7 protein-coding genes are annotated in these 14,666 nt (G+C 44.9%); 1 reads left to right on the top strand and 6 read right to left on the bottom strand.

Translation table 11 applies throughout. The annotated features are described in order from the left end of the window. Nucleotides 1-406: transposase (locus tag AAG747_RS07725; RefSeq protein WP_346820575.1), on the top strand; the 406-nt coding region annotated here is incomplete at its 5' end. A 111-nt stretch (nt 407-517) separates the two neighbouring features. Here AAG747_RS07725 and AAG747_RS07720 read toward each other — a convergent pair. The 6 genes from AAG747_RS07720 to AAG747_RS07695 form a co-directional block, all read right to left on the bottom strand. Beyond that, on the bottom strand, nt 518-2,359 hold the full coding sequence (locus AAG747_RS07720) for a right-handed parallel beta-helix repeat-containing protein (RefSeq protein ID WP_346820574.1): 1,842 nt from the start codon (nt 2,357-2,359) through the stop codon (nt 518-520). 368 nt (nt 2,360-2,727) lie between these two features. Then, a complete protein-coding gene (locus AAG747_RS07715) occupies nt 2,728-4,236 on the bottom strand; it encodes a RagB/SusD family nutrient uptake outer membrane protein (protein ID WP_346820573.1) in 1,509 nt (502 codons plus the stop codon). A gap of 12 nt (nt 4,237-4,248) precedes the next feature. Then, nucleotides 4,249-7,665, bottom strand: a complete 3,417-nt coding sequence (locus tag AAG747_RS07710; protein WP_346820572.1) for a TonB-dependent receptor — start codon at nt 7,663-7,665, stop codon at nt 4,249-4,251. A 150-nt stretch (nt 7,666-7,815) separates the two neighbouring features. Next, the gene (locus AAG747_RS07705) at nt 7,816-8,862 is read right to left on the bottom strand and encodes a FecR family protein (RefSeq protein ID WP_346820571.1); all 1,047 of its coding nucleotides are present in this window, start codon (nt 8,860-8,862) and stop codon (nt 7,816-7,818) included. A 125-nt stretch (nt 8,863-8,987) separates the two neighbouring features. After that, nucleotides 8,988-10,121 carry a thioredoxin domain-containing protein gene (locus AAG747_RS07700; RefSeq protein WP_346820570.1) on the bottom strand — a complete coding sequence of 378 codons (1,134 nt, stop codon included), beginning with the start codon at nt 10,119-10,121 and terminating at the stop codon, nt 8,988-8,990. 64 nt (nt 10,122-10,185) lie between these two features. Beyond that, nucleotides 10,186-14,610: an outer membrane protein assembly factor BamB family protein gene (locus AAG747_RS07695; RefSeq protein ID WP_346820569.1), complete on the bottom strand. Its 4,425-nt coding sequence runs from the start codon at nt 14,608-14,610 to the stop codon at nt 10,186-10,188. Nucleotides 14,611-14,666 lie beyond the last annotated feature (56 nt).

Raw genomic sequence — 14,666 nt, 5'->3', positions numbered from 1 at the left:
CCGTTTCAAGAAAAAGGCTGACTGGGCATCCTTTATCAAACGGATAGCTGATGAGATGTACCCGGACGCGGAAAGGATAACGCTGGTGATGGATAATTTCAAAACCCATTCGCCTTCATCCTTGTACGAGGCCTTTGAGCCTGCCGAAGCCAAGCGTATCCGGGACAGGTTCGAGTTCGTGTATACCCCGAAACACGGCAGCTGGCTTAACATGGCCGAGATAGAACTCCATGTACTCAACAGCCAATGCCTGAACCGGCATATGGGAGACCAAGAGACTGTCGCCAGAGAGGTGAATGCTTGGCAAAATGACCGCAACAACAAAGAAAGTCGGATAAACTGGCAGTTTACCACCAAGGAATCTAGAGTGAAACTAAAAAGACTTTACCCGTCATTTAATGATTAACATAACACTAGTTGAATAATCAATATGAACAGGAGTGTTAGTTTTTTCATTTTCCGTTTTTTGTTATGTGTAAACCTTCCAGGTTTTAGAAACCTGGAAGGTTTTTAAGGTCTATTCTCCATAAAGCAGGGTATATTCTTTTTTAGGAGCGTATTGTATTTGTTTCTTTTTCATAGAATGCAGAGACAATTCTTTGGAGATCGTCTCCCCTCCAAAATGATTGTCTGTAATATGCACTTCATCACAATGGGTCAAAGAGAACATGGGTTTATTTTTCCGGGGGAAGGTTTCCGAAAGACGGACTTGAATTTCATTCCCTTTAAACACCAGACCTGTGGTAGAGCGTGCAAATAACAAGGGGGTATCAAATACGGTAAACTCATTATCTATAATCCGGATATTTTCATGTACATACTTTCCTTTCACAAACCGATGAGTTTCCGGTTTGATGGCAATTACATAATTATCAGGAGAAGAGTTGTACCCGCATTCGATAAACTTATTATTGCGAATGGTCACATCCCGTACAGGCCCCGATTCGAACCAAAAATTACAATCGTTAGCGATGAGAATGGCATGCATGCCCGTTCGGAAAAATATATTGTTTTCAACTAACACCTTCCTCCGGGTGGTGATCAACAAGCCACGGGTATTGGTATGTTCAAAGCGGTTATTCCGGATAAGTACTTCAGGGGATTTGGAAATATTTTCAATACAATGTTTCTCTTTCAAAGCTTTAGGAACGGGCCTGTCCAACTCCAGTTCCATCTCTTTTCGGGAAAGCATCCGGGCTTTCTTTACGATGGCCCGATCGTACACTAGCAAATTTGCATTGTCCACATAGGCTATCGTATCTCCGGCTTCAAAGGCCTGTATGCCCCAGGTCTGATGGTGCATAAAACGGACTTTCAATCGAGTTCCTTCACTCGCCACTACCCGCAGATGGGTGCCGTGTACATTGACCGGATCATCATGCGAACCGGAGGCCAGGCAGTCTTCAATTTGAATTTTACCATAACAACCGCTGAAATGGAAACAATCGGCAAAAGCGGCAATTACTCTACCTGAACCCTTCCGGGGCATGACTTTTACGCCTTTTAAGGTAATATCTTTGGAAAACTGGCTTACTATGCCCAGCCCATGCATATAGTGCAAGCGCACATCTTCAAAAGTTACCTGATGTGAAAAGGTATTCAAGACCCCTACAGCTTCACGATAAGGATCACGGATGGTCAGAAGATCTCCTTTTTGAAAATTCGTTTGTGAAAAATCTCCTTTGAACCTTACAGTCAATGGACCCGTTTTTTCTGCTTGACTATTAGCAAAGGGCTTCCAGGAATCGTAATACATCGTTTCTTCTGAGGGAACGAAACGCAACATATGGTGATGACGGCTTTTCCACCCTTCTCCGTACCAAATCAATTTCCCTTGCTCAATGGCAAACCTGGAATCCGGATGGATACGGACAGTGACAAAATCTTTCCCTTTTTCCAGCATTTCCATTTCCGACATGGTGGGCCGCTCATAATCAAAGCTCAGTCCATTTACTGTAAAATTCCGGCAATGATCAATGACCATATGTACCATCTTACCATGGCAGACGATAAGTGTACCGTTCCCCTCCAAAGTAAGGTTGGAAATATTTTCGAAAAGCATTCCGATGGTTTTGATTTTGGGTATCGAATCACTTTCCGTAGCATTGGAAATATAGTACTCTCTTTGCTCTGCCCCTTCCGGCCATAAGTCGATCCTGCCACCGGGAAAACGGATCACTGCATTTTCATACTTGGCAGCGTCCTGTATAGCTTTTGCCAAAGCCGGAGAGGCATTTTGAAAAGCATTTGCCCGAATACCGTACTCTTCCAAATCAATCACCTTGGAAATGGTTGGTTGTGCTTGAATCTGAAATGAAAACAGGAAGTGAACCAGGATGAATAATACTTTATTTCTCATATATCTTTTTGTGAAAACAGTGCTATACTTCATTAGTAAAATAAAGACCGGAAAAATGCAGACATATACAAGGGAAAGAATAAAATCCGTACGGACACAAAAAAACCTACCAGATTTCGAAAACCTGGTAGGTGTAAACATGTTTTTAATGAAGTGAATTAAACTTTTTCTTTTTCCTGAAAAATGTTTCAAAAACGCCTCTTCTGTCTTACTTTTTTCAACAATAGCTTTGGCTATTCTCTTCAAAAAGTGCCTTGATGAGCCGATTTTGATTCCATTTCCGGTCAAAAACTATACGTTTAAACCACTTCAAGGTGAATAATTAGTCTACTAAATTTCAGCTTTTAATAATCCGGATTTTGCTCCAACTAATCATTGATGTCAACTTCGCTTTGTGGTAATGGCCATAAGTAATGTTTCATTTCGAAATTTCTAGGCTGCTGGGTTCCCGTATCGATTATTTTGGGAATTTCGATATGGGCCGTTTTCCAACGCTTCAAGTCAAAATAGTAAATCCCTTCAAAAGCCAGTTCAATGCGTCTTTCGTGACGAATTCTATTTCTCATTTCCTCTTTTGACAAGCCTTCCGGCAGAGGAGGCATATCCACACTTGGCCGCGTCCTTACCCGGTTAACCGCCTCATAGACCTCTGCACCAGGCCCCTCCACTTCATTTTTGGCTTCGGCATACATCAACAATACGTCTGCCAACCGCAAATGCACAATATCCGTCCCGGACTCATTCATGGCAGCAATTGTATTTTTAGCAGGATCCACCCATTTATCTAAACTATAGGAAGTCTGCGACAAGCTTGCATCCCAATAGTCTCTCCCGGCTTCATTGACTCCCACTGGCCATGGCTCTCCTGGCACTCGCACAATATAATCAAGACGGGGATCGCGATTATCATAAGGATTATCCGGATCGTAAAGCGGAGATTCTTCGATGGATTTGCCATCTGTCATTTCAAATTCATCTACGAAATCCTGAATAGGAAGTACAGCATTCCACCAACCGTATACCAAGTCCACATAATGACGTTCTCCCGGTTGATTGACAAAGCCGATAGAAAACAATATCTCCGGATTGTTAGCCTGCCCTGGTTCCAGGAAAAGTCCTTCATACTCCTCAGCCAAAGAAAACTGACTCCCCTTGACAAGTTCTTCTGCAGTGGCTGCGGCTTCTGTATACTGTTCATTAAAGAGCAATACTCTCGTTTTTAAAGCCAGTGCAGACCCTTTCACTACACGACCGGAAAAAGGTCCATCGGATAGGTGTTCGATGGCAAAATTCAGATCATTCAACATTTCGGCCAGTATCGCTGTCTTTGAGCTTTTAGGGATGTAAGCATTTTCCAGTGTTTGTGTTTGCAAAACCAAAGGCACATCTCCATATAACTCCGTCAAATAGTAATACCAAAAGGCCCTTAGAAACCGGGCTTCCCCTTTCCACTGGTTTACCAAACCGGCATCCAAACCTTCGATTTCATCTACTTTTTCCAAAAAGATATTACAAGCAGAAATCCCTTTGTAACAACTGTAATACACATCAGAAATTACACCTCCGGAGATTGGCTCTATCTGTCCAATGGAAGCACTACGAAAGCCGTAATCATGTTGTGTGTAAGCATTATCCGTCATAGCATCCCAGTGAGGCAAAGAAGGGGGAGGCCATCCGGAAGCCTGGGCTCCGATATGAGGTACCTGTAAGCGGCCATATGCTCCTGTCAAAGCCATTTCCGCATCCTGTCGCGTTTTCCAGAAGGTAGACTCCGACAGTTGGTCTTTGGGATTCCGGTCTAAAAAGCTTTCACTACAAGCTGCTAACAAGAAGGAAAAAGCAACCATCAACAGCCCTGTATTTTTTATCATTTTCATATTCTTCTTCATTTAGAATTGAACATTTACACCAAAAGAATATACTGCCAGTTGCGGATACATGGCCAAATCACCGGTATTGGTCGCTCGTTCAGGGTCAATTCCTTCAAAACCATCATCCACTAATGTGAATAGATTTTCTCCGGCAAAGTACACTCGCAACCTTTCCACAAAGAACTTCTCAGTAAGGGATTTCGGGAAAGTATAACCAACGGAAAGATTTTTCAAACGCAGGTAAGAGGCATTTTGCAGCCAATAAGAATTAATCATGGAAGTAGCACTTTTCGGATCGGTCTCTCCATAAAAAATTCTGGGAACAGTTGTAGAAGGATTTTCTGCTGTCCAAGCATTTCTCCACTTCACCGTAGGACTTGAGGCTCCTTGTGAAAACGGTTCTATTCCCCATCGCAACATATACAGTTTACGCCCTTGTACTCCCTGAAAAAATGCCGAGAAATCAAAACCTTTATAGTTTGCAAACAGATTGAATCCGTAAGAAAAATCAGGATGGGCTCCATCAAACAAGACTCTGTCATCCCCGTCCACAACGCCATCATCATTTTGGTCTTTCAGACGCAAGTCGCCCGGTTGAGCCCCAAAGGGTTGTGTGGGCGCATTGTCAATTTCTTCCTGACTTTGGAATATTCCATCCCACTCCCACATATAATAGCTACCCACCGGTTGTCCTTCTTGGTTGATCGTATAAGTACCGATTTCCTCCGCCCCTAGCTTTTCTACTTCCGTTTTGTAAATGGCCAGGTTGATAGTTGCTCCATACGAAAACTCACCCACAGTATTTCTATGACCTAAGATAAACTCCCAACCTTTATTTCGGTTGATCCCGCTATTAATGGTAGGCGCATCAAGCCCGGCACTTCCGGGTAACTGGGCCGTTCTCAAGATATTCTCCGTACGTTTATCAAAATAATCGACAGTGAGGGAAAGCAAGCCGCTCTTGATTTCCGCATCCAAACCTATATCGAAAATGCGGGTAGACTCCCAAGTAATAAGAGGATCTACTAAACGAGTCAGGGTTCCTCCAGGCAAAATAGAGCTGCCAAACGGATAGCTATAATTGGGATTAATAAGGTTTTGGTAAGGGTAATTTCCTATATTTTGGTTTCCCAATACTCCGTAGGATCCGCGCAGTTTGAGGTTTGTCAACCCGGCACTTCCCTTCAAAAAATTCTCTTCGGAAATACGCCAGGCAGCAGAAACGGAAGGAAAGGCTCCCCATTTTTCTCCTTTTTTAAACCGGGAGCTGCCATCATAGCGAAGGTTGACTTCCAACAAATAGCGTTCATCATAGTTATACGCAATACGGCCAAACCAAGAACGGGTAGCCCACTCGGTAGAGGTTCCGGTAGTAGATTGCCCTTCTGCCGACCCTGCATTAATTTCGGATATATCCAGACTAGGCAGGTCTTTACGGTTAGAGGTATTATTTTGCCATTGATACTCTTCCTGGCTGAACCCTGCCATAGCATTCAAATTATGTTTACCGGCAAAAGTCTTTTCATAGTTTAGCGTGGAATACACGGTAAAATGCGTGCTGAAATTATTATCCACATTTAACGTGGTGGTGCCGATGCCATCAAGGGTGGAAAGCCTTCTGCCATCACGATAGTTGTAGGTGGGCACGACCGGCCGCATGGATTTAAAATACCCATGATCATATTTTAGCGCGCCTTTTGTCAACCAAGTCAAGCCTTTGAGCAGCTTCAACTCGGTAAAGGCATTCATATTGACATTGTATTGGTTATTGCGTTGACCGATCCCTTCGTAGGCCGCTGCTACCGGATTTTTTTGTGCAGGTTGGCCAAATTCAGGGTAATCCCCGGGATTGTTGTTGTAGGCTCCTTGAGCATAGTGGCCACTGCCATCGGGTACATAAGGCGCATACGTTGGTGGTGAAGCAAAGGCTGCCAGCATGATATCCGAATCCCCGTTATAGGATTCTCTTCTTTTGGAATACAGTCCTGTAGCACCGCCTCCAACTTTAAATTTATCACTGATCCGCGATTCTAAATTGAGAAATAAGGTATATTTTTCAAACCAGGAACCGATCACAATCCCATCTTGATTCCAGGTACCAATGGAAATATTATAATTGGTTTTGCCTGTAGCACCGCTCACCCCCAAGTGATGTCTTTTCACAGTGGTACTTTTGACCACCTCATTCACCCAGTCCGTATTCGGATATAAAACCGGATCATCGGCATTCCGCCATTCGTCTAACAAAGCTTCAGGCACCAAATTACCTTTCCCGGAGCTTTCGGCAGCCCGGTTATACATCTCCATATATTCTACGGAATTGGTAATCAACTCCGGTAACCTGGTAGCCTTGTGAATACCAATATTTCCATGGTAAGTCACTGTTAACTTCCCCCCACTTCCTTTCTTCGTTGTCACCAGAATTACCCCATTAGCCGCTCGTGAACCATAAATAGCTGCCGAAGAGGCATCTTTCAATACCGAAACCGATTCGATATTATCAGGATCCAAATCTTGTAGGTTGCCTTCTACTCCGTCAATAAGGATGAGAGGAGCATTATTCGTTTCACTGGAAAAAGAGTTGATTCCCCGGATATTCAAATTAAATCCCTCGGCACCGGGCTTTCCCGAATTCTGTATGACTTGCAAACCGGGCATGGTACCTTGTAAGGCTTGAAAGGCATTGGTCACCGGCCGTTTGGCGATCTCTTCCGCACTGATAGTGGCTACCGACCCGGTCAAATTAACTTTTTTCTGTGTACCATAACCTACCACTACTACTTCCTCTAACTCAGATACGTCAGCTTGTAACACAATGTCAATTTGACTCCGGTTACTTATTACTACTTCCTGAGCCTCATAGCCAATAAAGCTGAATACCAACGTGGCATTTTCAGGTGCTGAAATGGAGTACTTCCCTTCAAAATCGGTAGTAGTACCCTTATTCGTTCCTTTTACCAGAATGCTCACACCGGGTAAACCTTCCCCGCTGTCGCCATCCGTTACCCTTCCACTGATGTTCACCTCTTGTTGTTTCTCTTCAACAATTTCGATAACCGGCCGGGCAAAACTTCTCCTGTTACTCACATAAATATGAGAATTCACCCGCTTGAATTGTAGTCCGGCATTTTTTGATAAGTCTCTGAGCAAAACAGCCAATGACTGATTGTTGACCGAAGCCGTCACACGCATCTCTTTCTCTACGGTTTTGCCATTGTACGCAAAAGAAAAGTCGGTTTTGGAACTAATGATTTCCAAGGCCTTTTCCAACTTAACTTGATGAAGTTGCACAGTGATATAGACGTCTTCCAGGCTTTTTTGCTGGGCCAATCCGTCATTGGCCAACAGCACCGTACATAGCCAAGTTTGCACACATATCCCGTACACCATATACTTTGAGAGCATAAGGATTTGTCTTAATATTTTCAAATTCATATTTTTAAATCATCGTTTGTTAAACATTCATTTGTTTAAGAAGCCCGCTTGCCGGAAGGGCAAATTTTGGCAGCGGGCAAGGCCAGGGATTGGCAGATTCCTGGCCTTTTTCAGGTTTAACCGGAATCGTAATTTCCTTTCATAGGCAACTTATTTTTGGGTGAGAATAACTCGATGGTCTTTTAAAGAATAGTGATACGTTGAGGTGTAATTCAAGGCGTCCAACACCTCTTCCAAAGGGGTGTTATAAAAGCTTCCGCTAAATTCTTCCGTAACCTTGAGGTCTTGAGGAACGATAAACTGCACATTGTACCAGCGCTCTAGTATGGATTTAATCTCCGGAAAATCAGCATCTTTAAACAAAACCAGGTTGTCTTTCCAGGCCAGTATTTTCCGGATATCCACCTTTGTTTTTTGTATGCTCGCCTGTTGTTTGTGGTACACCGCCATTTCATTGGGATGTAAAATCAAGGATGTTTTCCTTTGATGCTGTGTCTCCACCTTGTTATGTACTTGTACCTTTCCGGTGCGAACAGCCACTTGAATCTCACTTTCTTCCGGATAAGCCTGTATATTAAAAGAAGTGCCCAGTACCTTGGTTTGTATCTCTCCAGTATGAATGACAAATGGCCTTTCTTCGTCTCTAGTCACATCAAAATAGGCTTCCCCTTCCAAATATACTTCTCTGATGGAATGGTCAAAGGATTGTAGATAACGGAGCTTTGTTTCTGAGTTCAACTTCACTTTGGAATCATCCGGCAAGGTTAATTCGATTTTTTGCCCGGCAAGTGCTTCCTTTCGTACATAAACTGATTTGTGTGGAGGCTCCCCTAACCTACTGAGCATGTACCAATATCCAAGGCCTGCGATGATCAACATTACCAACACCGCCGCATAACGATAAAGGCGTTGGAGAGGTTGCCCGGTAACATTTCTACGTCCCCATCGCAAACTTTTCTTCTTCCGGTGAATATTCTCCAACACCTCCAGGAACTCTTGTTCAGTCGGTTGAAAAGTATGTTGATAAGTGGCCGAATTGATAATTTCTTTGGCAAGGGCCACTTCTTTTGACTTACCGGGGTGCTTGTCAAGCCAAGTTTCCCAGAAGTAATCTTTTTCTTTGGTGGGATATTTTACCCAACTGATGAAGTACTCATCTTCCAAAAAATCTTCCAGTTGATACTCTTTGTATTTCATGGTTTTATTATGCTTTCTAACCCTAGAAATACAAAGAATACAACGGCATATACAAAGAAGTGATTTTTTTTATTCTTTCAAATCTTAGCCATAAATCACTACATAAGCTATCTGAATATAGATTATCACTTTTTCATCATCACCCAAATGCCTCCCCCGATCACAATCACAGCCAATACACCCAATGCATAAAAAACATTGGAGAGCATGGAGGTCTCTACTCCAAGTTCATCGTCATTGTCTGTATCCGACTCGTCAAAATGCACTTCGGGAATGGCTTCGGACAGGCTTTGGTCGCTCAGGCTGATTTCTTTGGGTTCGAACAGGCCCAAACCATCGGATCGTCCGTTTTTCTTGGCTTCTATGGACAGGATCTGGCTCATCTCGGCCATCACCATCGGGTTATCCACATCAAAGTTCAACAGGGTACTTAAGCGGGTTTGAGTAGCGGGTGTCCACTCCAAAGGGATACGGGGTCCCATCATCCACTTACGATCCAGCCCACATTCACAATCGGCCCCGATCAAGGAAAGTAATTTGTACACCACATCGCTTTGAATTTCTTTCGCCTTCAGCACTTCTCCCATCTTCCGCGCTCTGCCGTACAGGATGACTGCCTGCGGATCGGTGTAGGTTTTGCCGGGATCAATGCCCAAACTCCAAAGTAAGGTAGATTCCTTGACCAAGTCATCTTGTTTGACAATGAGCAGCACCGGTCCTTCTTTCACCACCTTTGGCATGCGCACCATCACCTGTTTGATTTCTTCCAACTGTCGTTCAATGGCCTGTTCCGCTTGTTTATTTTGCACAGCATCCGTCCCTTCTAGCAGCAATACGATCCCGTACTTTTGTACAATATTGGCCAGGATCTCCTCCCGGAGGGGCGAAATTATCAGGGATTTTAAAGCCGTTTCAGCACCTTCTGCCAATTCCACCTGGCGGATTCTTCCGTCAGGGGCCAACAGCACTGCCTGGGGAAAGGTCTTTTGATTGCTCAGGTATTGAATCGCCCGGTCGGCAGATTCCATATCCACGTCAATCGCTTTGACTTTGATATTACTATAGTTGAAAAGCTGTTTGGCTTGTTTTTCAAAAGTGCTGACCGTTTGACCGGCTGTCTTTTGATTGTAAAAATAATACAGTACATAGGGGTCAGGCGAAAGCTCGGCAAAGCCTATCTCCCGCACATTGAACCGGCAAGCCATGCTGAGCAAAGCCAACAAAAGCAAGGCGGGTTTGAAATATCTGGAGTGCATCATGAGATTGTTTGATTTTGGGTTTGGAAACCTTCCAGGTTTTGAAAACCTGGAAGGTTTAACAGGCCTATTGTGCCAATGACTGATGAGACAAAGCCGTTGCCGGAACCACTTGTTTTTCCAGGCCCGGTCCTTCGTAAGACAAGTTTAACAACTGTCCTCCCGTACCCTGATAGTGAGTTACCGTAATCGGGTGAAGTCCCTTGGCCAGCGCTATTGACCCGGATTTTTCCGAAGCCCCGTGACTTCCGTCATGGTCCACTACCTTTTCATCACCGATATACACGGCACTGGCATCGTCACTTTGGGTAAAAAAGTGATAGACCCCGTCTTCCGGCACCTCGATATAGCCTGTAAATCGCAAGGCGTATTTGACATCCCGTTGGCGAGGCGTATGATCCACCTGGGCCTGTACCCCACTTTTCAATACAGGGAGTTCGCTAAAGTCAGGAAGCTTTTTAAACGATCCTTCGAAGTATTCAAAACGGATCCCCGGCTGGGTTTCTACGGTGCTGGCGCTGCGCAATACCGGTACTTCCAGTTCTTTTTCCGTAAGGGCACTTTCGTAAATTTTCCCTTTAGGGTCTTTCCAGAAAACCTTGGCCTTTAATACTGTTTTTCCCTGAATTACCACCGGTTTTTCATATACCTCAGCGGCTGTGGTAGGCTCAGAGCCGTCAGTAGTGTAGCGGATGGTTCCGGTAATGCCTTTGTGTGAAAGCTCAATTTCACGGGTCCCGTTTTTAATGGCCGGAAGAGGTTTGATTTCCGGTTCCGGAAATAAGCGGGTAAACGTTTTGCTACGAAGTAAAGGTTTCTGATTTCCTTCTGTGAATAAGCCTACGGTGACTGTAGTGGTGTATTCGATCTCGAAAGGTTTGGTGTATTCGGAGGACGCTTCGGTAGGCAAACTGCCATCCAAAGTATAGCGCAAAGTACCTTTTACACCTTCTTTTACTTTTAAAGTCAATTGTAAGGAATCTATAAATTGGCTAACCCCTCTGGAATCAATCATGACCGGGGCGCGGTATTTCGGAGCAAAAGCCATGGAGGTTTCCAGCCAGCTTCCGCAACTACAGCCTCCTCCGCCTTCAGGTGATAGAACCATTCCCCCGGCCGGAATCGTACTGATCCAACAATCCGGTCGCAGGCGGTTCCAGTCGGAAACATCCGTAGTTTCGGCATTCCACATGGTCACGCTTCCTCCCCGGTAGAATACACTTTGTTCCGTACAGGCATACGAACCGCAGCCATGCCCGTTCTTAGGCAACTCCGTTTCTAATTTTTCACCTGTAAACAGATCGAATAAGTAAGGCTTTGAAAGAACTTTATTATTAAAAATAGCCGGCTTTTGCATATGGCCCCCGTGGTGTCCTCCGTACTTCCAAGGTACCGTTTGTTCCCATACTTTTTCCCCATTCTCCGCCTTTAAACCATATACATAGTATGTCTCATCCGCAGAGGAAGAAGCCACCAACATGCCGTTACTGTACAAAAGATAAAAAACGGATTTGCCAGGCACTACTTCCAAAGGTCTCGACCATTTTTCCTGTCCTGTTTTCAGGTCGATGGCTGTCAGGTGCAGGTTTTTCCATAGCTCTTCTTCCAATCTACGACTGTCAGAGGCCTTGGCGGAAGGGTGGCGCGCCTCAGCGACATAAATTGTCTGTTGATCACTAATCGTGATGGTGGGATTGATAATCACTCCGGGACTTTCATACACCCATTGGGTACTGCCGTCTTCTTTATTTAAGGAAAAAAGATTATCACTACATACTTTCTTGGTTACCTCTCCCTCTACCGCGTCATACCATCCAAATCCCTGTGCCAGCTTCTTGTAGGAAGCACCTGCTTTTTGAGCACTTCCAATCAGTTGGTTATCGATTTGTGCCAGGTATCCCCACTCCTGTTCCCAGTTTTTCGCCTGGCTAGGCACTACATCCAACAAGGCAATCACTTTTCCGGTAGCGGCATCAAGTTGATAGCATTTGCTTTTCAACACCGTATACAGATAGTTCTCATCCGCACACCAGTTGCTGCAATCGCGGGGCATGTTATAGCGCATAAAGCCTGGCATGCTGTTGACCCATAAAAAGCGGCCATTGTACATATCAATCGCCCCAATACGCTTCAAGCCTTGTACAAATAAGCGACCGTTGGTTGCCAGAGGAGAGGTCTTTCGTCCGGAGCGGTCGGCCTGGAATCGTGGCCCGGGACGCCCTACCCATTGGATTTCGAAATCTTCAGCCGTGGTGGTCCCCCACAAGCTTTCCCCTCCGAAGTTGGAATTATCCGGATTGCCGTATTGGTGCGACCATTCTCCGGCCCCATCAATTTCCGGTTTTTGAAATTTATCCCAACTTTTCAATAAAGGTTCTTCTACCGTGGAGGTATGAAGCGTAGCCATGGCTGTTTTAGGGCCGGCATCCGGGGCATAAAAAGCGGTTCCTTTGGGGGCCAATACCCGTTGAGCCTCCTCTGCTACTTTAGCCCCTTTTTCCTGTACGATCACCAAATTGGCAAATTCACTGGGAATAAAGGGTTGTTGATAACTTCCCACATGCCTGACAGAGAGGCGCTTACCATAAACACCGGCATTTTGTAATTGCTGTCTTAATTTTTCCACCGCACTTTTACGGGTATCAAAGACAATGATGTTGAGGTCGCTTTGTATGGCCAGTTCAAAAGCCAATTGTCCGTCTCCCAAACCATACATTACTCCGATACCGTCAATCAAGCCGGAGGTTTCCAACATTTTCGCAGCGGTATTCGCCAGGTTTTCATCCTTTTCAAAAGGACGGTCTTCTTCGTTGAAAGTAAATTGATAGTAATTAAAGAAGTTATCCAACTCAAACTCCTGTGTCCAGGTAGTGGCATTTTCTTCTTCGAATTGTACGCCTACCTGATAGAAATACACGTAGTTTTTTCTAAGGTCGGATAAAACGACTTTATGCGAAGTTTTCAACATTTCATCCTGGATCATCACATCGGTGGTATCCATACCGTACTTGATAAAAGTAGGAGAAGGCTTGGTGGTATGCCAGGTGATTTCGACTTTGTCTTTGGACAAATACTGCACATAGGGCCCGGTTTCCAGCTCGTAGGAGCCGCCTCTTTTTCCTAAAATCACTTCGTCCACCGATTCGAAAGTTACCTTCGGCAAGCCGTCTTGCTCTTCCACCGGTACCGGAGCTGCCGCGGCATTCATCGCCCCGGCATACAGCGAGTTATGAGTAGTGATATTTTCCCGGAAACAATAAATCTGCCCTTCGTGGGTACTGGCAAACAGTGCACTGTCGGCCAAAGCCAAGCCAAAAGCCAGACCTTTTACCGGATTTTTCCAAAGAGCACGGCCGTTTCTGGCATTGATGGCGTACACCGTGTCAATACCCCCAGCATAAATCACATCCCCACCTTGTACAATACTTAAAGCATTGTAGGTTTTATTGGTCCAGATCGTCTTTTTTTCGGTGCGGCTAAAAGCCGAAATCGCATAATCGGAAAGGATAAAAGCCGTATCGCCCGACACCACCATCGCCTTGCCATACTCATAAGTCATCAGGGAAGGCTCATCCAGACTGCCGGTGATGGAAATACTTTTCTTCCGGCTGGTAGGGGTATGTACAATATGTTTTTCGGGGGTGACCAAAACAAAACAACCACCACTTCCGGGAAGTTGTCCGATCTTATCCCCGGTGGCGCGATCGAATAAGAAAGGAGAGATTCTTCCTTGCGGGATAATCAGTTTTTCACCAGAGGAAACCAAGGGGCCTTCCAGGGATAAATCTTCGTATTCTTTGATAAATGTTCCTTTTCCGTCTATTTTTCCGGTAGCTGCATTGACTGCACAGAGATAAGAGGTTTTCCAGGGCATCATGGAAGCGCCAAAATACGCAATGTTGTCCTCTACAATCACTCCGGTTCGAATAGGCCAGAGAGAGATCAAGCGGTCGTTAAAGAGTATTTGCCGGGCTTCCTCCACCGGATTCACTTTCCAAATAAGTTCACCGTCTTCCGCATTCACGCAGTAAGCATAGCCATCGTCCGAACCGAAATAGATATTTCCGTTGTGATAAGTCGGAGCAATCCGGACGGGGGCTTCCGTAGAAAAGACCCACTCTTCCTTTCCGGTTTTGGTATTCAGGCAATGTACTCCATCATCGGCACTGGAACCGAAATACATGCGCTCATGAATCACGATGGGATGGAATACCGGGTCGTAATTTCGCATGGAGGGCAAGGCTTGAATGTCCGCCCAGGCGTCCCATTTGGCCGGGCCAAACCAGGCCGGCTCAGGATATTGCCTGGATTTATACACCCAGGCTTCGCCAAAACGGCTCATATCCAATTGTAGCGCGGACTTGGCACTTCTGAAATTATCGTGTTGGTACATAGGCCAGTCGCCATTGTCTGCCTGATAAGGTTGTTGACAGGCACTCAGCATCCACCAGGCTATGCAAAAGTACAGTGAGGAATAAATCAGACGTTTCATGTAGTTGTTTTGCAAATAAATTAGTGAAAATTAATGAGTCGTGAATTATGAATGAG

It is taken from the genome of Rapidithrix thailandica, assembly GCF_039710355.1.
Lineage (GTDB): Bacteria > Bacteroidota > Bacteroidia > Cytophagales > Flammeovirgaceae > Rapidithrix > Rapidithrix thailandica.
The sequence above is the reverse complement of the archived record's forward strand: the minus strand, read 5'-3'. Positions and strand labels throughout refer to the sequence as shown.

What these genes read in the sequence shown, in the direction of transcription:
- AAG747_RS07705 (WP_346820571.1), bottom strand. Translation starts at nt 8,862, where the DNA reads ATGAAATACAAAGAGTATCAACTGGAAGATTTTTTGGAAGATGAGTAC.
- AAG747_RS07715 (WP_346820573.1), bottom strand. Translation starts at nt 4,236, where the DNA reads ATGAAAATGATAAAAAATACAGGGCTGTTGATGGTTGCTTTTTCCTTC.
- AAG747_RS07695 (WP_346820569.1), bottom strand. Translation starts at nt 14,610, where the DNA reads ATGAAACGTCTGATTTATTCCTCACTGTACTTTTGCATAGCCTGGTGG.
- AAG747_RS07720 (WP_346820574.1), bottom strand. Translation starts at nt 2,359, where the DNA reads ATGAGAAATAAAGTATTATTCATCCTGGTTCACTTCCTGTTTTCATTT.
- AAG747_RS07710 (WP_346820572.1), bottom strand. Translation starts at nt 7,665, where the DNA reads ATGAATTTGAAAATATTAAGACAAATCCTTATGCTCTCAAAGTATATG.
- AAG747_RS07700 (WP_346820570.1), bottom strand. Translation starts at nt 10,121, where the DNA reads ATGATGCACTCCAGATATTTCAAACCCGCCTTGCTTTTGTTGGCTTTG.